Origin of the sequence: Marinobacter nanhaiticus D15-8W, from assembly GCF_036511935.1 — a bacterium.
Taxonomy (GTDB): Bacteria; Pseudomonadota; Gammaproteobacteria; order Pseudomonadales; family Oleiphilaceae; genus Marinobacter_A; species Marinobacter_A nanhaiticus.
The window spans coordinates 3,871,257-3,897,557 of the sequence record NZ_AP028878.1; the positions used below are offsets into that span (position 1 = coordinate 3,871,257).

24 protein-coding genes are annotated in these 26,301 nt (G+C 58.7%); 10 read left to right on the forward strand and 14 right to left on the reverse strand.

Annotation, left to right across the window (positions count from 1 at the left end; genetic code table 11):
- Positions 1 to 156: 156 nt before the first annotated feature.
- The 10 genes from recJ to ffh all read right to left on the reverse strand — a co-directional run bounded on the left by recJ (position 157) and on the right by ffh (position 10,318).
- Positions 157 to 1,893 (reverse strand): single-stranded-DNA-specific exonuclease RecJ, encoded by a 1,737-nt coding sequence (gene recJ / locus RE428_RS17365; RefSeq protein WP_004583206.1) that lies wholly within the window; start codon positions 1,891 to 1,893, stop codon positions 157 to 159.
- A gap of 87 nt (positions 1,894 to 1,980) precedes the next feature.
- Positions 1,981 to 3,381 (reverse strand): threonine synthase, encoded by a 1,401-nt coding sequence (thrC, locus tag RE428_RS17370; protein ID WP_004583207.1) that lies wholly within the window; start codon positions 3,379 to 3,381, stop codon positions 1,981 to 1,983.
- 75 nt (positions 3,382 to 3,456) lie between these two features.
- A complete protein-coding gene (locus tag RE428_RS17375; protein ID WP_004583208.1) occupies positions 3,457 to 4,758 on the reverse strand; it encodes a homoserine dehydrogenase in 1,302 nt (433 codons plus the stop codon).
- Positions 4,759 to 4,918: 160 nt separating this feature from the next.
- Positions 4,919 to 5,668 (reverse strand): DsbC family protein, encoded by a 750-nt coding sequence (locus RE428_RS17380; RefSeq protein WP_004583209.1) that lies wholly within the window; start codon positions 5,666 to 5,668, stop codon positions 4,919 to 4,921.
- 108 nt (positions 5,669 to 5,776) lie between these two features.
- The gene (xerD, locus tag RE428_RS17385) at positions 5,777 to 6,688 is read right to left on the reverse strand and encodes a site-specific tyrosine recombinase XerD (RefSeq protein ID WP_004583210.1); all 912 of its coding nucleotides are present in this window, start codon (positions 6,686 to 6,688) and stop codon (positions 5,777 to 5,779) included.
- A 120-nt stretch (positions 6,689 to 6,808) separates the two neighbouring features.
- Complete coding sequence (gene rplS, locus RE428_RS17390; RefSeq protein ID WP_004583211.1) at positions 6,809 to 7,165, reverse strand: 50S ribosomal protein L19; 357 nt, start codon at positions 7,163 to 7,165, stop codon at positions 6,809 to 6,811.
- Between the two features lie 24 nt (positions 7,166 to 7,189).
- Complete coding sequence (gene trmD / locus RE428_RS17395) at positions 7,190 to 7,948, reverse strand: tRNA (guanosine(37)-N1)-methyltransferase TrmD (protein WP_004583212.1); 759 nt, start codon at positions 7,946 to 7,948, stop codon at positions 7,190 to 7,192.
- A gap of 3 nt (positions 7,949 to 7,951) precedes the next feature.
- Positions 7,952 to 8,479 carry a ribosome maturation factor RimM gene (gene rimM / locus RE428_RS17400; RefSeq protein ID WP_004583213.1) on the reverse strand — a complete coding sequence of 176 codons (528 nt, stop codon included), beginning with the start codon at positions 8,477 to 8,479 and terminating at the stop codon, positions 7,952 to 7,954.
- 41 nt (positions 8,480 to 8,520) lie between these two features.
- Positions 8,521 to 8,766, reverse strand: a complete 246-nt coding sequence (rpsP, locus tag RE428_RS17405; protein WP_004583214.1) for a 30S ribosomal protein S16 — start codon at positions 8,764 to 8,766, stop codon at positions 8,521 to 8,523.
- 163 nt (positions 8,767 to 8,929) lie between these two features.
- Positions 8,930 to 10,318 carry a signal recognition particle protein gene (gene ffh / locus RE428_RS17410; RefSeq protein ID WP_004583215.1) on the reverse strand — a complete coding sequence of 463 codons (1,389 nt, stop codon included), beginning with the start codon at positions 10,316 to 10,318 and terminating at the stop codon, positions 8,930 to 8,932.
- Between the two features lie 188 nt (positions 10,319 to 10,506).
- On the opposite strand from ffh, the gene RE428_RS17415 reads away from it, so the two are divergent.
- From RE428_RS17415 to RE428_RS17435, 5 genes are all read left to right on the forward strand, one after another.
- Positions 10,507 to 11,310: a cytochrome C assembly family protein gene (locus tag RE428_RS17415; RefSeq protein ID WP_004583216.1), complete on the forward strand. Its 804-nt coding sequence runs from the start codon at positions 10,507 to 10,509 to the stop codon at positions 11,308 to 11,310.
- A gap of 132 nt (positions 11,311 to 11,442) precedes the next feature.
- Positions 11,443 to 12,726, forward strand: coding sequence for an HlyC/CorC family transporter (locus RE428_RS17420; RefSeq protein WP_004583217.1), 1,284 nt, complete (start codon positions 11,443 to 11,445; stop codon positions 12,724 to 12,726).
- 184 nt (positions 12,727 to 12,910) lie between these two features.
- Positions 12,911 to 13,513, forward strand: coding sequence for a Yip1 family protein (locus tag RE428_RS17425; RefSeq protein ID WP_004583218.1), 603 nt, complete (start codon positions 12,911 to 12,913; stop codon positions 13,511 to 13,513).
- Between the two features lie 286 nt (positions 13,514 to 13,799).
- On the forward strand, positions 13,800 to 16,031 hold the full coding sequence (locus RE428_RS17430; protein ID WP_004583219.1) for a DUF1631 domain-containing protein: 2,232 nt from the start codon (positions 13,800 to 13,802) through the stop codon (positions 16,029 to 16,031).
- A 43-nt stretch (positions 16,032 to 16,074) separates the two neighbouring features.
- Positions 16,075 to 16,899 carry an energy transducer TonB family protein gene (locus tag RE428_RS17435; RefSeq protein ID WP_004583220.1) on the forward strand — a complete coding sequence of 275 codons (825 nt, stop codon included), beginning with the start codon at positions 16,075 to 16,077 and terminating at the stop codon, positions 16,897 to 16,899.
- On the opposite strand, the gene grxD is transcribed toward RE428_RS17435, so the two are convergent.
- Entirely contained in the window at positions 16,900 to 17,235 is a 336-nt protein-coding gene (gene grxD, locus RE428_RS17440; RefSeq protein WP_004583221.1) for a Grx4 family monothiol glutaredoxin, read from the reverse strand. It lies immediately after the preceding gene.
- A 488-nt stretch (positions 17,236 to 17,723) separates the two neighbouring features.
- Between grxD and RE428_RS17445 the strand changes: the two genes are divergently transcribed.
- Genes RE428_RS17445 through RE428_RS17455 form a run of 3 tightly spaced genes read left to right on the forward strand, consistent with a single transcriptional unit; the run spans position 17,724 to position 20,977 of the window.
- Positions 17,724 to 18,953 (forward strand): aspartate aminotransferase family protein, encoded by a 1,230-nt coding sequence (locus RE428_RS17445; protein WP_004583222.1) that lies wholly within the window; start codon positions 17,724 to 17,726, stop codon positions 18,951 to 18,953.
- A 37-nt stretch (positions 18,954 to 18,990) separates the two neighbouring features.
- Entirely contained in the window at positions 18,991 to 19,899 is a 909-nt protein-coding gene (argF, locus tag RE428_RS17450; RefSeq protein WP_004583223.1) for an ornithine carbamoyltransferase, read from the forward strand.
- 1 nt (position 19,900) lies between these two features.
- On the forward strand, positions 19,901 to 20,977 hold the full coding sequence (locus RE428_RS17455; RefSeq protein ID WP_040883804.1) for an ABC transporter ATP-binding protein: 1,077 nt from the start codon (positions 19,901 to 19,903) through the stop codon (positions 20,975 to 20,977).
- Positions 20,978 to 21,270: 293 nt separating this feature from the next.
- Here the strand turns inward: RE428_RS17455 and RE428_RS17460 are convergent, their stop codons facing one another.
- Together RE428_RS17460 and RE428_RS17465 are read right to left on the reverse strand one after the other, a co-directional pair.
- Positions 21,271 to 22,836 (reverse strand): ATP-binding protein, encoded by a 1,566-nt coding sequence (locus RE428_RS17460; RefSeq protein WP_004583225.1) that lies wholly within the window; start codon positions 22,834 to 22,836, stop codon positions 21,271 to 21,273.
- 84 nt (positions 22,837 to 22,920) lie between these two features.
- A complete protein-coding gene (locus RE428_RS17465; protein WP_040883805.1) occupies positions 22,921 to 23,658 on the reverse strand; it encodes a response regulator in 738 nt (245 codons plus the stop codon).
- A 509-nt stretch (positions 23,659 to 24,167) separates the two neighbouring features.
- On the opposite strand from RE428_RS17465, the gene RE428_RS17470 reads away from it, so the two are divergent.
- Positions 24,168 to 24,941 carry a GNAT family N-acetyltransferase gene (locus tag RE428_RS17470; protein WP_004583227.1) on the forward strand — a complete coding sequence of 258 codons (774 nt, stop codon included), beginning with the start codon at positions 24,168 to 24,170 and terminating at the stop codon, positions 24,939 to 24,941.
- Positions 24,935 to 25,750 carry a lysophospholipid acyltransferase family protein gene (locus tag RE428_RS17475; protein WP_004583228.1) on the forward strand — a complete coding sequence of 272 codons (816 nt, stop codon included), beginning with the start codon at positions 24,935 to 24,937 and terminating at the stop codon, positions 25,748 to 25,750. The genes RE428_RS17470 and RE428_RS17475 overlap by 7 nt, the downstream gene beginning before the upstream one ends.
- Here the strand turns inward: RE428_RS17475 and RE428_RS17480 are convergent.
- Positions 25,747 to 26,208 (reverse strand): FKBP-type peptidyl-prolyl cis-trans isomerase, encoded by a 462-nt coding sequence (locus RE428_RS17480; RefSeq protein ID WP_004583229.1) that lies wholly within the window; start codon positions 26,206 to 26,208, stop codon positions 25,747 to 25,749. The two genes, RE428_RS17475 and RE428_RS17480, sit on opposite strands and share 4 nt — an antisense overlap.
- Positions 26,209 to 26,301: the final 93 nt, after the last annotated feature.

A 26,301-nucleotide genomic window follows, 5' to 3' on the forward strand; every position in this document is an offset into this window, starting at 1 on the left:
TCAGTGTCCCGGTTGGTCAATGCGTTGACCTACTGCGTGCCGCTGTTCAAACGGGACCCTGGCCACGGACGGTGGCCGGCAGAGGCGAGGCATTTTACCGGAGATCTGTATGGAAATCAGCCGGCTTCGCCCCGTCGCGCCTTATAGGTCTGCCCATCAGCCCTGCACCGGCTCGATGTAATCCACCAGCAACTGGAGCTGGGTCCGACCGCGGAAGGTGTTGGCGTCCGGCTTGTAGACTACCCGGGCGCCGGTAACAGTGAAATCAGGAACTTCGGCTCCGGTATTGAAGGCGATCCCATCGAGGATATCGCCACCATTCCTGGGCCGGAGCACCAGCTTGAGGTGACGCTCACCGACAATACGCTGATTGATCACTTCGAATTCGCCATCGAAGACCGGCTCCGGAAAGTGCTGCCCCCAAGGGCCCGAGCGCTTCAGCGTATAGGCTGTGTCCAGCGTCAACTCATCGAGACCTAGCGGCCCGTCGGTGGTAATCGTCGCCTCCAGGGCATCTTCGGTAATCGTGCTGCGTACCGTGGCGTCGAAGGCCTCGGCAAATTGCTGGAAAGCATCTGCGGCGATCGTCATTCCCGCCGCCATGGCGTGACCACCGAATTTTTGCAGCAGGCCAGGATTGCGGGCGTCCAGCGACGCTAGCACATCGCGGATATGCAGCCCCGGAATAGAGCGTGCCGATCCCTTGATAAGTTTGCCGCCGTCGTCCGGGGCAAAGGCAATCACCGGCCGATGGGTCTGTTCGCGGATCCGCGCCGCAAGGATGCCGATCACCCCTTGGTGCCAGTCCGGGTCGAACAGCGCCAGCCCCCAGGGTAACCCTTCCCTATCAAGTGACAGGGATGCAAGCAGGTCCTGGGCTTGCTCCTTCATCCCCGTTTCAATCGTGCGTCGCTCGCGGTTCATCTGATCCAGTTCAGTCGCCAGACGGCGCGCCTCGACGGGCGTATCCGCCAACAGACAGGCAATACCCAAACTCATGTCATCAAGGCGTCCCGCAGCGTTCAGACGCGGGCCCACGACAAAACCCAGGTCTGTTGCACTGATCTGGCTGTACTCGCGGCCGGCGACCTCCAGCAATGCCAGGATACCCGGCCGGGCTTCGCCCTGTCGGATCCGGCGCAGTCCCTGCTCGACGAAAATGCGGTTGTTCTGGTCCAACGGCACCACATCGGCCACGGTCCCCAATGCCACCAGGTCGAGTAGGCAGCCCAGGTTCGGCGGCGGACCCTGCAATAACCCCCGATCGCTCATAAAGCGGCGCAGGGCGGTCAGTACATAGAACATGACCCCCACACCAGCGGCATTCTTGCTCAGGAAAGGACATCCATGCTGGTTGGGATTCACGATGGCATCCGCCGGGGGCAGGGTCTCGCCTGGCAGGTGATGATCAGTAACCACCACACGCATCCCATGATGTCGGGCGGCTTCGACACCCTCGATGGCAGAGATACCGTTGTCGACGGTAATCAACAGATCAGGTAACGCGCCTTCCTCTCGCAGTCGGTCGATGATCCCCGGCGTCAAACCGTACCCGTCGGAGAAGCGGCTGGGCACCCGGAAATCCAGGTGACGCGCGCCCATCATCTGCAATCCCAGAATGGCCACCGCAGTACTGGTTGCACCATCGGCATCGAAGTCACCAAGGATCAGGATCCGTTGTCCCTGCTGGATCGCCTCGGCTATCAGCTCAACCGCACGATCGATGCCGCGCAGGTCAAACGGCGATGCCAATTGCTTCAGGGTGTAATCGAGCTCGACCTCGGACTGCACGCCACGGGCCTGGTAGAGGCGCCTGAGCAACGGCGGCAGGGAATGGCCCCAATCGGCGGGGTGCTCCGGCAGGGGACGCCGGATAATCTTGCGTGGCGTCATAGACAGTCTGGCTATTCCGATGGTTGTTATCGCGGTGTTGCAGAACTCCCGACCCCCGCATTCTGTGTGCCGGGGTCGGGATAATTATCAGGCGCTCTTCCAGTGGGAGGCGATGAAATCCTGAACGGACTTCAGGTCGTCATCCAGCACGGTGTAGCGCTCTTCCCGCTCGAACAGGTCGGCCAGGTGGTGCGGAAGCTCGGGCTTAACACCCATACCGGATTGCTTGACCGCGTCGGGGAATTTGGCCGGATGGGCGGTCCCCAGAGTGATCATGGGCACGCTGTCGTCGCGTCGGCAGTTACGAGCGGCGCGTACACCAATGGCCGTATGGGGGTCCAGCAGGTATTCGTTCTGATCGAACACCTCGCGGATGATTTCGCAGGTGGTGGCATCATCTACCGCATCGCTGTCGAACAGCTTGCGGGCCGATTTCCAGCGATAGTCCTCGATGCTCACCGCTTCGGTCTGGGCACGCTCGAGCAGGTCGCGCACCGCAGCGCCATCCCGACCATGCAGGTCGAACAAGAGCCGCTCGAAGTTGCTGGAGACCATGATATCCATGCTGGGTGACAGGGTGTGCTCCAGTTGCTGTTTCTCGTAGCGGTTACCGCTCATGAAACGGTGCAGGATATCGTTGCGGTTGGTGGCGATGACCAGCTGGCTGATGGGCAGCCCCATCTCACGCGCCAGGTAGCCGGCGAAGATATCGCCGAAGTTACCTGTCGGGACCGAAAACGCCATGCTGCGATCGGGCCCACCCAGCGCCAGGGATGCCTGGAAGTAATAGACGATCTGGGCCATGATCCGCGCCCAGTTGATGGAGTTGACCGCCACCAGCTGGGTTTCACCTTTTAGGAACGACTGGTCGCCGAAGCTCGCCTTCACCATGCGCTGACAGTCGTCAAAATTACCCTTCACGGCGATGTTGTGGACATTGTCACCGATCACGGTGGTCATTTGACGACGCTGCACTTCGGACACGCGCTCGTGGGGATGCAGAATGAAAATGTCCACGTGCTCGCAATGGCGACAGCCTTCGATCGCGGCGGAACCGGTGTCCCCGGAAGTGGCCCCCATGATTACCACGTGCTGCTTGCGCTTCTCCAGCACATAGTCGAGCAAACGACCGAGCAACTGCAGCGCGAAATCCTTGAACGCCAGGGTTGGACCGCGGAACAGCTCCATGACCCATTCGTTGCTGTCCAGCTGGACCAGCGGGGCCACCGCCTTGTGCGCGAACTGGTTGTAGGTTTCGTCCAGCATCGCACGGAAATCGTCGGCGGGGATCGCATCGTCAACGAACGGATGCATCACCTTGAAGGCCAGCTCGGCATATGACAGACCGCGCCAACTGCGGATTTCCTCGAGGCTAAACTTGGGCAGGGATTCAGGCACGTAGAGGCCACCATCGGTAGCCAGGCCGGTCAGCAGGACGTCTTCAAAACCCAGGGAAGGCGCATCGCCCCGTGTACTGATGTATCTCACAATCTTTTCCCGTCAGGGGCCCCAGGGCGACACACGCCACGGGCCCGAATACCTAGAGAGACTGCCAACGCCGCCTCAGTTGAAATTCTCGGCCCGGATGCGAACGACTTTGTCCTCGATCTCGGCCAGCGCTTCCAGATCTTCGATTGCGCGGTTGATCTGGCGCTCCTGCACAGTGTGGGTGAGGATAATCACCGGAATCCGACCATCTTCCAGCTCGGACTCCTTCTGCATGATGGACTCGATGTTGATGCCGTGCTCGCTCATGACGGATGCAATCTTGGCCAGAACACCCGGACGGTCCAGCGCCTCGATGCGTAAGTAATAAGCCGACTGCACATCTTCCATCGGCAACACTTCCAGGTTGTCGAGGGAAGATGGCTCGAAGCCTAAGTAAGGCACACGCTGCAGACTTTCGTGGGCAACGGTACGCGCCACATCGACGATATCGGCAATGACCGCCGAAGCGGTGGCTTCATCACCCGCACCAGGACCGTAGTACATGGTCTGGCCAACCGCGTCACCATCAACCAGGACAGCGTTGAGCACGCCGTCCACTTGCGCGATCAGGTGACTCTGGGGCACCAGGGTGGGATGCACACGCAGTTCGATACCGGACTCGCGGCGACGGGCAATACCCAGGTGTTTGATACGATAGCCCAGCAGTTCGGCATGAGCGATGTCGTAGGGCGTGATTTCGGAGATGCCTTCGGTGTAGGCGCGCTCGAATTGCAGGGGAACACCAAAACCGGTGGAGGCCAGGATAGTCAGCTTGTGCGCGGCATCGATGCCTTCCACGTCAAACGTTGGATCCGCCTCGGCATAGCCCAGCGCCTGCGCTTCCTTGAGCACTTCGCCAAATTCCCGGCCCGCACGCATCTCGGTGAGAATATAGTTACCGGTCCCGTTTATGATGCCGGCGATCCAGTCGATACGGTTGGCGGACATGCCTTCACGGATCGCCTTGATCACCGGGATACCGCCGGCAACACCAGCCTCAAAGGCGACGATCACACCACGTTCGGCGGCGGCTTCGAAGATTTCGTTACCATGAACGGCGATCAACGCCTTGTTGGCAGTGACCACATGCTTGCCATTCTTGATGGCGGCGAGCACCAGTTCCCGTGCCACATCGTAGCCGCCGATGAGCTCGACCACGATGTCTACGTCAGCGTCGTTAACCACATCGAAGACGTCGGTGGAAAAGGGGATCTGGCCCAGATCGAGGTCGTCGCGGCGACGGCGAGAGGCAATCCGACTAATTCGAATCGGACATCCGGCACGCCCGGCAATCATTTCCGCGTTACGCGTCAATACGTTATACGTACCGCCGCCCACGGTACCCAGTCCGCAGATTCCGACTCTGACCTCTTTCAAGCTCATTCCCCTGATCCAGATGAATTGCATAGAACCGGGTTGAAGACATCTTTGAGTTTCGCCACCAAAACCCGGTCCCAGCGCGGCAGTTTATAACGATTGGCGTCCGAAAAAAACGGCCGGACGCCAATCCTGCGAACAGGGGAGAAATGAGCGTTGACTAGAGGAGCCCGAGGCCTTGGGCAAGGCGGTCGGCAGGAACATAACCGCGGATCATGTTGCCGTCTTCCAAGACGATGGCCGGCGTACCGGTGACACCCACCTCGCCGCCCAGCCGGAACTGTTCTTCCACGGGATTGTCACAGCTGGTCGGCGGCACGGAGCCACCATTCTTGGCTTTGTCCATCGCCGCTCGGGAATCCTCCGAACACCAGACGGACACATACTTCTTGAACGACGGCGTGCCGGGGCCGGACCGGGGATAGCCCAGGTAGTTCACCTGGATACCCAGCTCGTTGAGCCGGGGCACATCCTGATGCAGCTTACGGCAATACGGGCAATCGATGTCGGTGAACACGAAGATTTCGGCCTTCACTTCACCCTCGGGCGAGAAGCTGATCATATCGTCATGATCCACCTTGGCCATCTGCTTGGCCCGAGCCTCGGCCCGCCCCTGCTCGGTTACGTTGCTCAAGCCCTGTTCGCTAACCTGGTACAGATCCCCTACCAGGAAATATTCACCATTCTCTGTCGCATAAATCATCTCGGGGTTGTTGGTGGTGACTTCGTAGAGCCCATCGACCCGAGAGACCGACACATCCTGAACCTCCAGACCGGGAATGGACTGCTCCAGGCGATCCCGGATGGCATCCTCCGCCTCGTCACCCGCCGCGTGCGCGGCGCCACTGGAGAAAATGCCGACAAGCGCAAGGGCCATGCCCAGAGAACGGAGCTTGAATGTGTTTATCATGAAGCCTCTTTTTTTAGCGAGTGAATCGTCTAAGGAAATTCGCGATGAGCCAGTGGGACAACCATACCGACTGGAAGTTCGTCGAGCCAGCCGGCACAGACGCCAAACTCAACCACGCGGGTGGTGACTCTCGTGCAGCTCCTGCAAACGCTGCCGCGCGACATGGGTGTATATCTGGGTCGTCGAGAGATCGGAATGCCCGAGGAGCATCTGCACGACGCGCAGATCGGCTCCATGATTGAGCAGATGGGTGGCGAATGCGTGGCGCACCGTGTGAGGCGAAAGCTTCTTGCCAATACCAGCCCGACGGGCATAGAGCTTGATACGATACCAGAAGGTCTGACGCGTCATCGGCTGGGCACGGTTGCCGGGGAACAGCGCATCAGCTGCCCGCTGCTTCAGCAGCTCACCACGGGCCTCGCGCATATACCGCACCAGCCAGTCCAGCGCCTCCTCACCCATCGGCACCAGGCGCTCCTTATCGCCTTTCCCCGTAATACGGACGACGCCCTGACGCAGGTTTACCTGATCCACTGTCAGATTCACCAGCTCAGATACCCGCAAACCACAACCATACAGAATCTCGAGCATCGCGCGATCACGCAATTCAATGGCAACGCCTGGGTCCGGCTCACGAAGGAGACTATCTACATCCTGCTCCGACAAAGTGTCCGGTAGGCGCTTGGGCTGGTTCGGACTGTCAATTCGCAGGGTGGGATCTTCGCTGATCAGGCCTTCCCGCAGGAGGAAGCGAAAGAAACGGCGCAGACCGGACAACCGACGGGCAGCGGTCGACGCCCGGGCACCTGCAGCCATACCTTCCGAAATCCAGCCCAACAGATGCGTACGGGAAGCCTCCTTCAATAGCGGCTGACCAGGCTGCTTTTCCAACCAGCACGCCAAGCGGGCCAGATCGCCTTGATAGGCATCGCGGGTGCGTTCGCCAAGCCCAAACTCAAGCCATAGTGCATCATTGAAGCGCCTGAGCAACGCTCGATCTTCAGCGCGACAGTCATCCATCCGCTACCCCGTTACCAGCGGCCTGCCAAGACACCGGCCATTGAGCGTCCAAACGCAAAAAGGCAGCCCCATAAGGCTGCCTTTTGATGTAGCTGTCGGTTACGCCGAAGCGCAATCGACTTAGCCCAGCTTTTCCTTGATACGAGCTGCCTTGCCAGACAGGTCGCGCAGGTAGTAAAGCTTGGCCTGACGAACGTCACCACGACGCTTCACGGTGATGCTGTCAATCAGCTTACTGTGGGTCTGGAAAGTACGCTCGACGCCAACACCATAGGAAACCTTGCGCACGGTGAAGGAAGAGTTCAAGCCGCGGTTGCGCTTACCGATAACAACGCCTTCGAAAGCCTGAAGACGCTCGCGGTTACCTTCAGTAACCCGTACCTGGATAACAACAGTGTCGCCGGGACCAAACTCCGGGACTTCCCGGGTAATCTGCTCCGCTTCGATCTGACTGATGATGTTGTTCTTGCCGCTCATCGTTAACTCCTGAATACCAATCTTTCAATGCCCTGTTGACCCAGAGGCACCCGGTTCGTTCAAAACTTGGTCCAACAGCTCGCGCTCTTCGCCCGTAAGCTGCCGCTTCTCCAGCAAATCGGGGCGCCGCTCCCAGGTCCGCTTCAGCGATTGCTTCAACCGCCACCGCCGGATCTGCTCGTGATGCCCGCCCAAAAGGACCTCCGGCACCCATTGCCCCTCATAGACTTCAGGGCGAGTGTAATGCGGACAGTCCAGCAATCCGTCGGCAAACGAGTCCTGCTCCGCCGACTGCGCATGGCCCAGTGCACCCGGAATGAGGCGGGTTACCGCATCAATCACGGCCATTGCAGCCAGCTCGCCCCCGGACAAGACAAAATCCCCCAGGGACACTTCCCGGTCGACCTCTGATGCGATCAACCGCTCGTCTACCCCTTCATAACGGCCAGCGACCAATATCAGGCGCTCAGCGTTGGCCAGCTCTTCAACCACCGCTTGGTTGAGCGGCTCCCCCTGGGGCGACATATACACAACCTTCGCCTCGCCATCGGCTGCTGCTCGCGCGGCATGGATGGCGTCACGCAAAGGCTGGATCTTCATCAGCATACCCGGACCGCCACCATAGGGACGATCATCGACCGTGCGATGTCGATCATGCGTAAAATCACGCGGATTCCAGCAATCTACTGACAAAAGCCCGTCACGTACTGCGCGACCGGTTATACCGTAGTCAACCACCGCATCGAACATATCCGGGAAAAGCGTAACTGCACCAATCCACACGGATCAGAACTCCGGGTCCCAGTCCGCGACGATCGTACCCGCTGCAAGGTCGACGCTCTGAATAACCTGATCCGGCAAGTACGGAATCAGGCGCTCCCGGTTATCGATGGACTTCGGCGTCGGCCGAACGACGATAACGTCATTGGAGCCGGTTTCCATCAGGTGTTTGACCACACCCAGAATGTCACCCTCCGGCGTTGTCACCGCCAGACCTTCAAGCTGATGCCAATAATACTCACCTTCCGGCAGCTCCGGCAGGCTTTCGATGGGCACCATCACATCCAGACCACAGTAGGACCGTGCCTGATCCCGGTCATTAACACCCTTGAGACGGACCACAATACCGGGCCCGTGGCGCTTGCCTTCCACGACCTCAAGGTCAACCTTCTTACCGCCCTGACTAATATGCCAGTGCGGGTAGTCCAGAATACCTTCCATGGGGTCGGTGTAGGAGTAAACCTTCACCCAACCTTTAACCCCAAAAACCGAGGTAATGCGGCCGACGACAGTTTCCTGTGCGTTATCTGCCATACATTCGCCCCGGTTCGTACAAACAGCTAATCTAACAGCGCTTACTTCGCAGCCGCTTCCTTGAGAAGCTTGGCAACGCGATCGCTGGTCTGCGCGCCCTGGTTGACCCAGTATTCAACACGCTCCTGATCTACACGCAGGCGCTCTTCCTGGCCGCGGGCGACCGGATTGAAGAAACCAACGCGCTCGATGAAGCGGCCATCACGGGCTCTGCGGCTGTCAGTAACTGCCAGATGGTAGAACGGACGCTTCTTGGCGCCACCACGAGCCAAACGGATTGTTACCATTTCGACCAATATCCTGTTCTGTTGTATAAACGTTGCGCTTTCGCGCGGCGCTGAGGCGCCATTGCGCGAAGACCCATACTCGAAAGGGGCGCTATTCTATGCTAAATCCCGGCCAATGAAAACAGCCAAGTCGGGCTTTTATACAAGTTCCCGATCGTGGCTTTTACATACGACCGAAGGGTGGCTTGCCCCCGCCTCCACCGCCCGGCGGCATCATACCCTGCATACCCCGCATCATGTTGGCCATTCCGCCCTTCTTGCCCAGCTTTTTCATCATCTTGGACATCTGCTTGTGCTGCTTGAGCAGTCGGTTGACGTCCTGGATCTGCGTGCCCGAACCGGCCGCGATACGGCGTTTGCGGGAGTTATTGATCACATCCGGATAGCGACGCTCTTTCGGCGTCATCGAACAGATGATCGCTTCTAACTGACCAACGCTCTTGTCGTTGACCTGCTGTTGCGCCATCTGGGCCATCTGCCCCATGCCCGGCAACTTATCCAATAGACCACCGATACCGCCCATGCTTTTCATCTGCTGCAGCTGGTCGCGGAAGTCCTCGAGATCGAAGCTCTTGCCCTTCTTGATCTTCTTGGTGAGCTTGTCGGCCTTCTTCTTGTCGAGCTTGCGCTCCGCCTCTTCGATCAGGGAGAGCACATCACCCATGCCGAGGATGCGCGACGCCACACGATCCGGATGGAAGGATTCAAGGGCCTCGGTCTTCTCGCCGACACCCAGGAATTTGATAGGTTTACCGGTAATATGACGCACTGAGAGCGCGGCACCGCCGCGGGCGTCGCCGTCGGTCTTGGTTAGCACCACACCGGTCAACTGCAACGCATCGTTGAACGCCTTGGCAGTATTGGCCGCATCCTGGCCGGTCATGGAATCGACCACGAACAGCGTCTCGATCGGCTTGACGGCTTGCTGCAAACGGCCGATCTCACCCATCATCTGCTCATCGACGTGCAGCCGGCCGGCGGTATCCAGAATTACGACATCGATATGCTTCTTGCGAGCAGCGTCCATGGCGCCTTCAGCAATCGCAACCGGATCCTGATCGGTGGAGCTGGGAAAGAAAGTCGCCCCCACGTCACTCGCCAGCGTTTCCAACTGACGAATCGCCGCCGGACGATATATATCGGCACTCACCACCATGACCGACTTCTTCTTGCGCTCCTGGAGGTGGCGCGCGAGCTTGGCGACAGTGGTGGTTTTACCCGCACCCTGCAGGCCGGCCATCATGATGACCGCGGGTGGCTGGACGGAAAGATTCAGGTCCTCGTTGGCCGAGCCCATGACCCGGACCAGTTCATCCTGGACCACCTTGACGAAAACCTGCCCCGGGGTCAGGCTGCGCTTGACTTCCGTACCCACGGCACGGCGACGCACGCCCTCGATAAAGTCCTTGACCACCGGCAGCGCAACATCGGCCTCAAGCAGCGCTTTGCGAACTTCCCGAAGGGTGTCCTTGATATTGTCGTCAGTCAGCTTTGCCTGGCCGGAAATTTTGCGCAGGCTGCCAGAAAGACGGTCGGTGAGATTTTCAAACATGGCGACTCAGCATTCTCATCTGTGGTGCATAAATAGGAAAAAGGACCCACAATGCAACGGCGTCCGGTCCTCTGGTAGCGTCAGAACAACGCCCGATAGATTGATTCCAGTTGCACAATCGGCACATTATAACCAGACTGTCGCTCTGACACGAACAGCCGATTCAGTAACGGACCAACCATAACTTCATGGGCACCCTGATCCTCGCCGTAACCACGCTCTTCCTTTATAGCCTGGGCACTGCATTGCAGACCCTCGTCTTTCGCGGCAGGATCAAACCGAACCGCAACCTCACATCGCTGCTCGGCGTCCTGGCTCTGATCAGTCACGGCGCCTTGATTTGGGACACGGTTGCAGCCCAAACCGCACTTAATATGGGCTTTTTCCCGGCCTCACTGCTGATTTCCTGGTTCATCGTCCTGTTACTGCTGATCCTGAATAGCCGCAAACCAATGCAGGCACTATTCCTGGCGATCTATCCCCTGGCAGCTTTGACGGTCGTCTTCGTTCTGGCGTTCCATTCGCCGCCGCACTACGTATCGCAGAACAACTGGGGCATGCTGGCCCACATCGCCCTGTCGGTAACCGCCTACAGCCTGTTTACCCTGGCTGCGGTGCAGGCACTGCTGGTCCACATGCAAAACCGTCAGCTCAAGCGCAACTACAACAGCCTGCTGATTCGTAATCTGCCACCACTGCAGACCATGGAATCACTCCTTTTTGAACTGTTGTGGGCTGGCGTGATCGTACTCACGCTCGCGATCATCACCGGCGCGGTTTTCGTGAACGACCTGTTCGCCCAGGATCTGGCCCACAAGAGTCTGTTTTCCATCGTATCCTGGCTGGTGTTCTCCGCCCTGCTGGTCGGCCACTACACCCAGGGCTGGCGAGGCATCACAGCCAGCCGCTGGACGCTGGCCGGCTGCGTGTTGCTAATGCTCGGTTACTACGGCAGTAAGTTCGTTCTCGAACTCATCTTCCAGCGCACCTGACCAAGGGGTGCGTCACCAACGATCTCGCCCGCCGCAAACCGGACGCAATACGCCGCTACAGCGCTTGACATTCGTGGGCGCGACCTCCTACTTTCTCTCTTCTTATCGATAGCCATAAAAGGATCTTCCTGCTTGAACGAAGCACCGCTTTCGGCGCTGTTCATCCTCCTCGCCGCCCTGATCGTCATGTCCGCGTTTTTCTCCAGTTCGGAAACGGGCATGATGACCCTGAACCGATACCGACTGAAACACCTTGCCAAGACCGGCCATCGTGGCGCCAAACGTGCCAGCAAGATGCTGCAACGTACCGATCAACTGATCGGCGTCATCCTGATCGGCAACAACTTCGTCAATATCTTTGCCTCATCCATTGCCACGGTTATCGCCATTCGCCTGTGGGGCGATGCAGGTATCGCCATTGCCACCATCCTGCTCACCGTGGTCATACTGATTTTTGCCGAGGTCACACCCAAAACCCTGGCAGCGCTGTTTCCGGAACGCATCGCCTTTCCTGCCAGTTACGTGCTGCAACCGCTGCTGAAGATCCTCTATCCGATCGTATGGCTGGTAAACCTGTTTACCGGAGCCATTCTCAAATTACTGCGCGTATCGGCCAAAGACGCATCCAGCGAGCATCTCAGTCGCGAAGAGTTGCGCACCCTGGTGAACGAGGCTGGCGCACTGATCCCTCGCAAGCACAAGGACATGCTGGTCAGCATTCTCGATCTTGAAAAGGTGACCGTGAACGACATCATGGTGCCGCGTAACGAAGTGGTGGGTATCGATCTGGACGACGATCTCGAAACCATCCTGCGCCAGGCCCGCAATAGCCAGCACACGCGACTGCCGGTCTTCAAGGGCGACATCAACAACATCCAGGGCATGCTGCACCTGCGCAACCTTTCCAAGCTTTTGATGCAGGAAGACATCAACAAGGCGATGATCATGCAGCTGTGCCGGGAACCCTACTTCATTCCCGAAAGCACCCCGCTCCACCTGCAGTTGATCAACTTCCAGAAAGCGAAACGACGCATCGGCATCGTGGTCGACGAATATGGTGACGTTCTGGGCATCGCCACCCTGGAGGATATCCTGGAAGAAATCGTCGGCGACTTCACGACGGATTATGCCGCAACCAGCCCGGACATCATTCCCCAGGACGACGGCACTTATATCATCGACGGCTCAGCCCACATCCGCACCATCAACAAGATGCTCGGCTGGAAGCTGCCAACCGACGGACCGAAGACCCTTAACGGCCTGATCACCGAGACGCTGGAAACGATCCCGGAGAACAATGTCTGCCTGAAGGTGAACGGCGTGCGCATCGAGGTCCTGCAGATCAAGGATAACGTGGTGAAAGCGGCTACGGTGCACCCGCCCCTGCGCCGGCAGAAGTTGCGCACCGGGACCTGAAGGTCGTGATCCGACACTCAAGCGCTCCTGGCGCCTAGCCGCTATGAACTATGGTTATAAAGCGGCGCCGGCTAGGAAGATCAAAATTTAACCGCTTTCTTGACCCGTACATGGAAGTGACTCAACACTGAACGCGTAGTCTCAGACAAGCAGCCTGACAATAATAAACGCGGGAGTCATATCCATGAGCCTAGGCCACACGATGGGATTGCTGAGGCATCCCGATGAGGAGTGGGAGTCCATCCGTCAGGACTCTGAATCCGTAAGCGGTCTCTATTTCCGACATATCCTGATCTTCGCCCTGATACCGGCGGCGGCCGGTTTTTACGGCACCACACAGGTGGGCTGGCAAATCGGAGACGGCCAGGTGATCAAACTTACCTTTGCCAGTGCACTCCAACTCTGCGCCCTCTTCTACGCTGCGATGCTGGCAGGCATCTATATCATCGGTCGATTTATCGACTTCTTTGCGGCCACCTACGGTGTTCGTGAAGACAACCCAAAAGGTGTTACTCTTGCCGCTTATACGGCGACGCCCGTCTTTCTTTTAGGTATCATCGCTGCTTATCCCAATGTTTGGGTCAACATGCTGGTGGGATTGCTCGCAGTAGCCTACTCGGTCTATCTGCTCTATGAAGGCCTCCCCATACTCATGAAAATCCCCGCGGAACGCGGCTTTATGTTCGCCTCTTCGGTACTGACCGTTGGCCTGGTAATGCTGGTAGCATTGCTCGCGATCAGTGTCGTTATATGGAGCGTGGGGATCGGGCCGGTGTACGTAAGTTGACGCTTGCAAGACGCTGACAAAACAGGCCACTGCTCGATCATTGGCGATGAGGCCGCCCAGCATCAACGGCGGCCTTTTCGTCGTGCAGATGTTATATTTTGTTAATGTCAAAGCTGGCAAGTACACTTTGAGCCCAACTCTGTTTATGCTCAAATAATGAACGGAAGTTAATACCCTTTCGCGCTTTAGCCCGTATAATCCGCGATGCGTAAAATCTTGATTTATATAACCATAAGGAAAGTTTCGCTCGGTCATGTATCCGGTTGAGGCGTAGAAGGAGTTGGCCATGAACAAGCAGTCCGGCATACATTATCTCCACGAGCACAAAGGCCCGGGGAGCAGTGCTGGCTTGCCTAAAGAAATCAGCAAGATCCGGGAGACCGTTGTTGCCGGTCTAGGGGATCTGCTGCAGGGCGCCTTCGACGCCGTAGACGATTCCCTGTTCGAACTGGCCAATAACGCGCGCAGTAATAACGAGCAGAACCGCTACTTCGAGGCGATGCGGGAAATCCGCATCAAGCGAAAGGGCGTCGAGAAACACTTCCAGACCGCTGTCAGCCAACTGTTCCTACATCCTCCGCGCACCACTGCACCGGAAGTCGTAGACCACAGCGGCACCACTGCGGACACCCTGTCACTGATCCAGAATGACGAACTGGAAGAGCAGGTCGCCCTCAACGCGATGATTTCCAAATCCCGGGCCTACTTCCAGGGCCCGTTGATTCAACTGCAGGCCCGATTCAGCTCCGTCTACCCCAATGCCAGCGATGACGACCCAGTCAATCCACTCGCCCCGGAACATTTGTGCGGCGCTTTCGTCGAGGCTGCCCAGGCCCTGGAAATCCAGATCCGGGAACGACTGATCGTACTCAAACAGTTTGACCGCTACGTCGTTTCCAATCTGGGTATGTTGCTCGATGAAGCCAACCGAATATTGATCCAGGCTGGCGTCATCCCCAATTTCCGCTTCCACGGAAAAACCGGTCAGACGGCACAAAAGCCGCAGTCAGAGGCACCGAAACAACCGGCGACGGATACGACAAGCGAAGCCCCTGGCGCAGGTGCAGACCGTAGCGACGCCATTTTCGAGCAGATCCGTCAGTTGCTGGCCCAGCAGCGCGATAGCGGCGGGATGCCCCGCGCGACCAACCCGAACCTGCACGTCGTCGGCGGCGCAGAGCTATTTCAACTGGTCGCCCATATCCCGCACGACCCTAACGCCCAGGCTACGGACAACCTGAGCAAGGGCGAGCCCATCGTCGTCGACCTGCATGAGGTCGTTCAGCACCTCCTGCAGCAACAGAAAACCAGCGACGGCAAGCCCGCCGCTCTTAGCGAATCCGATGAAGACCTTATCAACCTGGTGTCGATGCTGTTCGAGTTCATACTCGACGACTACAACCTGTCGCCCCCGATCCAGGTTCTGATCAGCCGGTTACAGATCCCCATTCTCAAGGTGGTGATCAAGGACAAGACTTTCTTCAGCCGCGCCACCCATCCGGCACGCAAACTACTGAACGCCCTCGCCCGGGCTGGTATCGGCTGGAGCGAGAGCGACGAGAAAACCCGCGACAAGCTGTATGAGCAGATCCACAACATCGTGCTGCGGATCCTCAATGAGTTCGATGGGGACATCACCTTGTTTGAACAACTCAATGAAGAATTCGACCAGTTCCTGGCCCGGGAAAACCGCAAGGCCACCCTGGTGGAACAACGCACCCGGGAGTCCGAGCGCGGCCGCATCAAATCCCAGAAAGCCCAGGAAACCGTCGACCAGCTACTCCAGGAGAAGCTCCGACGCCACCAGATTCCGGACACCATCCGCAACATTCTCATCAATGGCTGGAGCCGGGTCATGTTCCTGGCCTACCTGCGAAACGACGTGGAACACCGCTGGAACCAATCCGTGCGCGTCGTGGACGATCTGATATGGTGCCTGCACCCTCACCTGGAAGACGATGAGCGCGACCAATGGGTTCGGGTGGTCCCCGGCCTCCTTAAAAACCTGCGCGCTGGCCTGGAGGAGGTTTCCTACAACTCCACCGGCCTCGACGCCATGATGAGCGACCTCAAGCATGAGCTTACGGAAGCATTCCGGGCTCATGCCCTGGCCGAAGCGCGGACCGATTCACCCTACGACCCGCACCCGGCGCCCATCAATGGTGAAAGCGCGGAGTCGTTATCCGAGCAAGAACCCAGCGCAATCGAGCGTCAGCAGGAAATCGAGGATGCCGCGACCGCCGAGTACATCAACAAAATCGACGAAATCGCCGTCGGGCATTGGGTGGAATTCAATCTGGTCAACGGCGCACGTTTCCGTTGCAAACTATCCGCCATCATTGAGGAGGCTGACTGCTTCGTCTTCGTCAACCGCATGGGCCTGAAGGTCATCGAGAAGACCCGTACCGAGCTAGCCCACGAGATGCGCCGCGGCCGAATGACCATCCTTGAGCAAGGCGCGTTAATTGACAGGGCTCTCGATGCGGTAGTGGGCAGCTTGCGGCGCAGTAACGGATAGGCTAGCCTCGGTGCCTGCTGTCGCGAGCTGATGCAGGAGCCACATGCCGTTGCCCGGTCACCAGAATGGCCAATCGACCTATCGCCTGATTCTGACGCTGTCGATTGCCTTCCTGCTGCACATACTAATCCTCGCGGCCGTCCTTCACAATTGGGTCCTTCAGCCCGAACCCGAGGCTTCCACCGTTCGCTTCTCACTGCTTGCCAACAGCGAAGACGATAGCGCGGCAAGCCGCCAGAGCCGTAACAGCAGCGCATCCAAACAGGTATCGGCCGAAGCTTCCAGCGCATCCGCGGCTGCATTGTCGAAAACTCCCCGGGTCATCCGAACAGCCGAACCTGCGCCAAGCGAAAGCCCCTCTCGCGTCCAGCCGGCGAAGTCGCAGGACCAAACGTCAGACCTCGCAAAAAACGCGGCCACGACAAGCCCGTCGCCGGAACCCGCCCCCCAAAGCGCACCCAGCCCGATGGCTGCGGCAAGCACGCAACGCGTTAGTGGCTCACCGGTCGATACTCCTGCCCCCAAATCCGAAGAGCCACGCGCCCAGATTGCCGAAAGAATCGTCGAACAGGATCCATACATTACACTGCTCTGGCAGTACATCAGTGACGAGCTGGACAGCCGCCCGGTTCGGTCAATTCACGACCTAAACCAGATGCGGACGGTACGACTTGAATTACATTTAATGGAAAACGGGGCGTTGCGGCGGGTGGATACGATTGAAAGTTCGGGAAAGCCGACCCTGGATCAGGCCGCCAGACAGAGCGCCCTGGCGGCCAGCCCCTACCCCCGTCCGCCGGAATCGGCACGGGAGCAGGGATTTCGTTTCCAGGTGGAGCTCAGGTTCACTCCACGCTCGGGAGACTGATCAGCTCTCAGTGTCCTCACTCTTGGCAGCAGCGGCTTTGACCATTTCGGCCAGCTCACCGTTTTCCGACATTTCCAGAACAATATCGCAGCCTCCGACCAACTCGCCATTGATGTAGAGCTGCGGATAAGTCGGCCAGTTGGAGTACACCTTGAGGGCCTCGCGCAGCTCCTGATTGTCCAGGATGTTGACGTAGGCAAATCGCTCGCCGCACGCCATCAGCGCCTGCACGGTGCGGGCGGAGAAACCACACTGGGGCTGTTGGGGGGAACCCTTCATGTACAGGATAATCGGATTGTCCTGAAGCTGGCTTTTGATGGTCTCATTAATATCCATAGAGAAATCTACCTCATCTTTGCGCCGGCACGACGGCCGGACTGTCGCATGTTGCGGAAGTTGTTGCGGCCGAAACTGTAGCGGCTGGAGTTATGGAAACTAAAGTTATGAATTCCATTGTACACAGACGCCCGAATACTGGCCATTCGGCCACGGGGTCATACGCCACGATGACCTCGCTACCTCCCTTGCTATCACTGCCGTTGTGCTAACTTGGCCACCCACCGCACTGACCGACTCCGAAGCATTTAAGCGCGCCACCTACGGCTCCAGGCACTGCACTTCATGGCGCCATTGGTCGCATTGTCAATATCAGCATTTACCGATACTATGTCAGGCCTGCTTTTGCAGCAGGCTCACTGACCAGTTTCCAACGCTCATCTTACCGGTGCGGACTTATATCCGCTTGCCGGTGTTTCCTATTTCCCTGAGCCTATCATCACCTGTGTCAGCGGGGCTTTTACCGGAGACCCTGACGGGGAGAAATCATGGCGGACCTGCCGCTGCTGAACACATACGGGCGACTGCCGATCGTCTTTGATCACGGTCGGGGACCCTGGCTCTACGATACTGATGGCAACCGCTATTTCGATACGTTCTGCGGCATCGCGGTAAGTGGTCTGGGGCACGCACACCCCGCCATAACCCAGGCCATCGCGGATCAGGCTGCACGCCTGATGCATTGCTCCAACCTGTTCCACACCGGCATCCAGCAGTCCCTGGCCCGTAAGCTCTGCGATATTTCCGGCATGGACGGCGTATTCTTCGCCAATTCCGGCGCCGAGGCCAACGAAGCCGCACTCAAGCTCGCCCGCCTTTACGGCCACAATCGCGGCATCCACTCGCCGGCGGTGCTGGTGATGGACCGGTCGTTCCACGGCCGGACCCTGGCAACACTCACCGCGACCGGCAACCGCAAGGTACAGGCCGGCTTCGAGCCTCTGGTCAGCGGCTTTGTCCGCGCCCCGTATAACGATCTGGACGCCGTCAGCGCCATTGCCCGGTCAAACCCCAACATCGTCGCGGTTCTGCTGGAACCGATCCAGGGTGAAGGCGGCCTGCAGGTCGCCGACCCTTCATGGCTGCAGGGTGTCCGAGAGATCTGCGATCATCAGGGCTGGCTGATGATGCTGGATGAGGTACAGACCGGCAACGGCCGCACCGGCAATTATTTCGCTTACCAGACCTTCGGCGTCACACCCGACGTGGTGACTACTGCCAAAGGACTGGGCAACGGTTTTCCCATCGGCGCCTGCCTGGCGCGTGGAGAAGCGGCGCGCACTTTCCAACCGGGCCATCACGGCTCCACCTTCGGCGGTAATGCCCTTGCCTGCGCTGCTGCCAGCGCCGTGATCGACACCCTGGAGAAAGACCAGTTGATGGCTCGCGCCCGTGAAGTGGGCGACCGCATCCGCAGCCGGCTGGAGCAGGCTTTTGCAGGCGCGGATTATGTCCGCTCGATTCGCGGTATAGGCCTGATGATTGGCGTTGAATTGACCTCCCCCTGCGCTGAGCTGGTACCGCTGGCCAAGACGCAGGGATTGCTACTCAACGTGACTGCCGAGCGGGTCATCCGCCTTTTGCCGCCCCTGACCCTCACCGACGAGGAAGCGGATACCATGGTGGACCAGTTGATTCGCATCCTTCGACTTTACGCCGCCGATGATCGCCAAAGCCCCCGCTCTAATGAGGGGCCGAAAGGCTCACAGACTCCCTGAACCCTCCTTTTTCGATAAACAGATACGGAACGACCGCATGGCTGCCAGACATTTCCTTACGTTGTTGGATTTTTCCCCGGCTGAACTGGACCAGGTAATCGACAATGCAATCGCCCTGAAGAAAAGCTGGCGCTCTGGCGAAACCAGGGACTCCCTGAAGAACCGGGTGCTGGCCATGATCTTCGAGAAAGCATCGACCCGCACCCGCGTTTCCTTCGAGGCCGGCATGACCCAACTGGGAGGCGCCGCACTTTTCCTGTCACCCAACGATACCCAACTGGGGCGCGGCGAGCCCATCGAAGATTCTTCCCGCGTTATCTCGAGCATGGTCGATGCGGTGATGATCCGCACTTTCGAGCACGAAAAGATCGAGCGCTTTGCGAGCACCTCCCGCGTGCCGGTCATCAATGCCCTGACGGATCAGTTCCATCCCTGCCAGCTGTTGGCGGACATGCAGGCCTATCGCGAGCGTCGGGGCAGCATTCGTGGCGCGACAGTGACCTGGGTCGGCGACGGCAACAACATGTGCGCCTCGTACATTAATGCGGCCGAACAATTCGGCTTCGATCTACGCATTGCATGCCCGGAAGGTTATGAACCCGATGCGAAGCTGTTAGCCGAAAATGCCGAACGCGTCACCGTAATTCGCGAACCTGAAGAGGCCGTTCGAGGCGCCCACCTGGTGGCAACCGACGTCTGGGCCTCAATGGGCCAGGAAGACGAGCAGGCAATCAGGGCGCGGAACTTCGCACCCTACCAGGTCAACCCCAGACTCATGGCAATGGCGGATCCGGATGCGATCTTCATGCACTGTCTGCCGGCCCACCGGGGCGAGGAAATCTCTGAGGACATGCTCGACCATAAGAGCGCCGTCGTCTGGGATGAGGCGGAAAATCGCCTGCATGCTCAGAAAGCACTGCTGGAATTCCTGATCCTGGGTGCCTGACATGGTCGAGGATAAGGAGACCTCCGCACCCGCAAACTGGCTGCTTGAAGTGAAAGACCTCGCTTGTGGCTACGGCGACACCACGGTAGTCAGCGATATCAACTTCGCCCTCGGAGAAGGCGATATCGGCTGCCTGCTCGGGCCGAGCGGGTGCGGCAAGAGTACGATTCTCAGGGCCGTCGCCGGCTTCCTGCCGTTGCAGCACGGACAGATCCACCTGGCGGGGCACCCGATCAGCGTGCCCGGAAAAGCGGTCCCCCCGGAGAAACGCCGTATTGGCATGGTCTTTCAGGACTATGCCCTGTTCCCTCACCTGACCGTTGCGGAGAATGTGGCTTTCGGCCTCCGGCACATGGACCGGGAGGAGCGCCAACTCAAGGTGACCCAACTTCTGGAACTGGTCCACCTGCAGGACCTTGCCGATCAACATCCACACGCCCTGTCAGGCGGGCAGCAACAACGGGTGGCGCTGGCACGCGCACTTGCTCCCGAACCTACGCTGATCCTGTTGGACGAACCCTTCTCCAACCTGGACGCAGATCTCCGCCGCCGTCTCAGCCTGGATGTGCGCGATATACTGAAAACCCTGGGGATGAGCGCCATCCTGGTCACCCACGACCAGCAGGAAGCTTTCGCCATGTGTGACCAGGTGGCCGTATTACAAGACGGGCATATCCAACAATGGGACGTGCCCTACAACCTCTACCACGAGCCCGCCAATCGCTTCGTCGCCGGCTTCGTCGGCCAGGGAGGCTTCGTCAAGGGCAGGACGATGGGTCCCGATAGTATCGAATGCGAGCTTGGCGTGATCCGCGGCAACCGCGCCTACCCCTGGCCGGCAGGCACGCTGGTCGATGTCCTGATCCGTCCTGACGACATCGTGTTCGACGCGCAGTCCGAACTCCGACCAAAAGTCATTGAGAAGACCTTCGCTGGCACATCGACGCTCTATCGCTTTCGCCTCTCTGCGGAAACGGAATTCGAGGCGCTGTTCCGCAGTCACCTGGATTTCAGGCTGGGTGAGCAGGTGCCGGTGAGAGTCGAGGCTGATCACCTGATCGCCTTCGAGAGGACGTAGGAAAAGTGGGGTATAAAACGATAAAAAAAGGGGCCACAAACTGCGGGCCCCTCAAAAATGACGAATGAAACAAGGAAAGTTCGTAAGAACTACAACCTCAAGTAGTCATCCCTTACGCTTTTAATTATCAGCGGGACAAGCCTGGTTTTCAGTGGAGCTTCTGTAGTTGTTTGTTACAACACGTGAGATGACGAGAACCCGTTCACACCCTCAAAACTCAAGCGCGCCATAAGTACCCGTCAGGAAAACCGCCCTCCTGCCCGGACTCCATTTGCAGTACGAGAGATCGTGATTTAGCTTTCAGGCTGACGTCGAGGCCAGACCAGACTGAACGCCGCACCGCCCAGATCCGGGCTGCGCGTTACGAAAGCCTGACCACCGTGCCAGTAAAGGATGCGACGTACGATCGAAAGCCCCAGGCCATAGCCGCCGGAGGTGCGTGTCCGGCTGTCATCCAGTCGAGCGAAGGCGGTAAAGACCTTTTCCCAGTCGCCCTCCGGGATGCCCGGGCCGTCGTCTTCCACATCAATGCGGCAAGTCTGCTCGTCGAACTGGCAGCGTACACGGATCTGGCCGGAGGCGTAGCGCCCAGCATTACCGACAAGGTTTTGCAGGGCCCGGTGGATGTAGCGCGGCTCGATATCCGATAATCCCCAGCTCTCGCTGTCGCCGACGAACTCCGCCTTGAAGCCCATATTGGGACGTAGACGCTGCTGCTCCTCGACCACCTGCCGCACGATGTCCGGCACGCTGGCTTCCTGGAAACTCATGATCGGTCCGCCCTGCTCCAGCCGCGCGTAAGTGAGGATCTCGTCGATGAGCTCGTCCAATTCCTGGATATCGCTGTCGATACCTGCCAGCTGCTTGTTCATGGAGGCCTCGTCCGGGCTGTCCTCGATCATCTGGACACCGAAGCGAATGCGGGCCACCGGCGTGCGCAGCTCATGGGAGACTGCATGGATCATCTCCCGCTGCACCTCCACCAGCCGCTGTATCTGGTCGGCCATGCCGTTGAACGATCTCCCCAAACGCCGGACCAGCGCACCCCGACGGGTATCCACGCGCGCTTCGAGCTCGCCCCGTGCGATGCGCACGGCAACCGACTCCACCGCACGCAGGTTGCGATCAACGCCGCTTAGCAGGAGAAAGAGGAACACGCCAGCGATACCCGCAGCCACGCAAAACACCAGCAATACCACCGGCCATGCCATGGGCCGGAATGGATCCGGCAACTGGATCTGCGCCACGGTGCCATCGTTAAGTCGGATGTAGATCCTGGCAGCGTCAGAGGACTCGCTTTGGACGAAGGCGAGCCCGCGCTCCACCAGACGCTCAAGCGTCATGGCCTCCGGCGCCGAGATATCCTCCGTAACAGGTTGGACCTCCAGCCCGAGCTCGACGCCAAGACTTTCCATGGCCGCCAGGCGATCCTGTGGCAACAACTGGTTCAGGTGGGTCAGCACGATCAGGGCGGACGCCTCGCCCACGTCGCGGTAGAGGTCACGAAAGGTGGCGTCGAGGACATCGCCAGACTCCGCCAGCCGCCGGACGCGTACGCCCAAGCCGCTGTTGCTCGCCACGACCTGGCCATAGGCGAGGCGCTCTTCCTCGACCGGGGTCAGGTCAGTCTGGGGTCCGGCAAGCAGATTGAGATTATAGAGCGCATCCAGCCACGGATAGCTGGCTAACGGGTGGGGGGCGACAGCAAGCCAGTCCATCAGCGGGCCAGCATAATGCTCTTTCCAATCCTTCTCGCGTACGGCGTTGAGCCCCGTAAAGAGACCCGCGCACAAGGCGAGGATGATCACGGCCACCAATAGGAGACGGCCAAACATGTTCAGGAAGGGGGCTAGGGGCATAAGGCCTTTCCGGAAGACGCAACTCAGGGCCGGCGTCCACCGGACGGACTCGACCCGCTACGGTATCTCAGACGACTACCCTGATCAGGCTTCCTTGACGAACAGATAGCCCTTGCTGCGCACGGTTTTGATACGTCTGGGATGAACCGGATCGTCACCAATCTTGGGTCGGATCCGGGAAACCCGGACGTCAATGGAACGATCCTGTCCATCGTATTCGATGCCGCGCAGCGCCGTGAAGATCTCCTCACGACTCAGGACCCGACCGGCGCTTGAGGCCAATAGCCAAAGCAGGTCGAATTCTGCACTGGTCAGGTCGATGCTCTCGTTGTTCAGCCATGCTTCACGCATGGAACGATCAACCACCAGGTCGTTGAATTCAAGACGCACCGGTTCTTCCGTGGACTTCGGCTCGGACTCGCTTTTGCCGCTGTCAGTCACGCGACGCAGCAGCGCGCGGATACGGGCCAGAAGCACTCGGGGTCGTACCGGTTTGGAGATGTAATCGTCTGCACCCATCTCCAGGCCGAGAACCTGATCCAGATCATCGGTACGTGCAGTCAGCATAAGTATCGGACCGGAATAGAACGGCCGTGCCCGACGGCAGATTGACAGTCCATCTTCGCCGGGAAGCATCAAATCAAGGACCACGATGTCCGGCTGTTCGCTACGAATGCGCTCAACCGCCTGTGCTCCGTTCTCCTCGACGGAGACAGTGAGTCCGTTGCTTTCAAGATATTCCCGAGTCAAATCAGCCAGGCGCTCATCATCTTCGACAATGAGAACCCTACAACTCTCGTTTGATTGTTCCACGCCGTCCATCTCTGATTTTGTTTTTCCGTTTACAGCCAACCGCTTAGTGGCTCGCCTCAGTGAAAGAATGCTTTCAGCGCCGCCGGACTCTTTAATCAGTGAGGTCAATGACACTTTATCAGTGAGACCAATGACACTTTCCAAGCAAGATCAATGACACCTTATCGGTGATGTCAGCGACATCAGTGACCTGGTTGTCAATGCTCCCCTGGTCTCGACCACTGCCGGTCCGGTCAGCAAGGCGTTCCACTCAGTCGGCACCCCGATCACTTAGTCAGACTTTAATTGCGGTCTAACTAGATAACCCTCTGATCAAGATAGCACTTCATCTGCAGGCTACGCCATGTAACAGCAATTATACATGCTGTTCTGAAAAATACATGGAAAGGCGGCACTGTAACAAGACGTGACACGGCCCGAACAGATAAGCGCTGTCACATGGACGTCACTCTTCGTTCATTCAACTGACATCCGCGGTTCATAGGCTCGACGGGAAACAGTCACAAAGAGAACCTGTCATGTCTGCAGAACACGCCCGTTCAGTCAGCACCGCTCGTCGACTCAAGGCGTCCATCACTCGCGATCCGGCTATGCTGGAAGCTGCCCAGCGTTTGCGCTATCGCATCTTCTCCGAAGAGTACGATTCAGATCTGGGCGCCCTCACCCCGGGCATCGACCAGGACACGTACGATGCCCACTGCGATCACCTGATCGTCACGGACGTACAGACAGGCCAACTCGTCGCCACCTCTCGCGTCCTCCACCAACGCGATGCCGAGAAAACCGGGGGCTTCTACTCCGAAGGCGAATTCGAACTGGAGAACCTCTACCAGTTGCCTGGCCAACTCGCCGAACTCGGTCGCACCTGCGTGCACCCCGACTACCGTAACGGCGCGACAATAAGCCTGTTATGGTCCTCCGTAGCCGAATACCTGGTCCGAGAGAATGTGGACTACATGATCGGCTGCGCGAGTATCAGCATGGCCGATGGCGGCCATAAGGCCTGGCGTATCACCCAGCAGCTGCAGCAGCGCTACATGACGGACCGGACACAACGGGTCAGCCCTCGTCGCGCCCTGCCCCACATTACCAACGCGTCGGGCTATCATGCGGTGGATATCCCCCCGCTGATTCGTGCCTATATGCGACTCGGCGCCCGAGTCTGCGGTGAACCCTGTTGGGACCCCGAATTCCGCTGCGCCGACCTGTTGGTCCTACTGGAAGTCAAAAAGCTGGCTAGCCGCTACAGTCGCCATTTCATGCGCCCCGCCGAAGAGCCAGGGTCATGCTGATGAAATCCTTCCGGCTGGTCAGCCGGCTCGCCCTGTTCAGCCTGGCCCTACTGGTCTGCACGGTACTCGCGCTGGGGATCTCATCGATCGAGCTGGTTACCCGGCGCAAAGTGAATCGCACACCTTTCGCCTGCTTCTGCTTTGGTTTGGCGAATCGCTGCCTGGGCTTCCGTGTGAACATCCGGGGCGTGAGACCGGATCGAACTGTGCTGCTGGTCAGCAACCACATCTCGTGGTCCGATATTCCCATCCTCGGCGGCGTACTTCCGCTACGCTTCCTGTCGAAGGTCGAGGTGCGCACCTGGCCGGTCATCGGCTGGCTTGCCGAGCAGGCAGGGACCCTCTTTATCCGCCGCGGCGGCGGCCAGGCCCGGGCCACCCGAGACCAGATCGCCGACACGCTTCGCAGCGGTCAGTCGGTACTGGTGTTCCCGGAGGGCACTACGACATTGGGTATTACGGTTTTGCCTTTCCACGGCCGTTTGCTGTCGTCAGCCATCGACGCCGAAATTCCGATCCAGCCGATCACTATCGGCTACCGGAGGAACAATCATCCCGATCACCTTGCGCCTTTCATCGGAGACGACCAATTCGAGCACCACCTGATTCGAATGCTGCGCGAGCCGGCAGTCTCGGTCGACATCATTTTGCACGAACCCGTGCTGGTAAGGGCCGGCGATGACCTTCAGGCGGTTACCCAGGCGCTGCACGATCAGATCCAGGCTGGGCTAAACGACATCCATCAGGGCTCGAACCAGAGCGGGAAAGCGTCCGGGTTTCCAACAGCGCCTCTCGGCCTTGGTTCTTAAACCTCCATCGGGTGTCCGGCAGCCATTTCGTCGTCGGTGGCTGGGCGCTTGTCGATGATTTCCAGATCGAAGTAGAGGGTGAAGCCTGCCAGTGGGTGGTTCGCATCCACCTTCACCACATTGCCGTCGATGGCGACGATCTGCACGATCTGCGCCTCTTCGCCGCTGTTGGTCTGGAACTTCATTCCCGGTTTGAGACCCTCCACGTCGGCAAACGCCGAGCGTGGCACCTTGCGAACCAGGTCGGGATTGGTCTCGCCATAGGCCATTTCCGGAGGAATGGTTACTTCCAGGCAATCGCCGATGCCACGGTCCTTGACCGCCTCCTCGATGCCACGGATGACGTTGCCTGAACCCCACAGGAACTGCAGGGGTTCGGCACCTTCTGAAGTATCGACGATTTCGCCGATCTTGTTCTTGAGACGGTAGTGAACGGTATATACCGACGGGCGTTGCATGTGACTCCAACCTGATGATTCATGGCGACGGGATCTTCGTTGCTTCCGGGTGGATGCGCGTCCCGCCTTGCTCCTGAACCGCTATTCTACAGG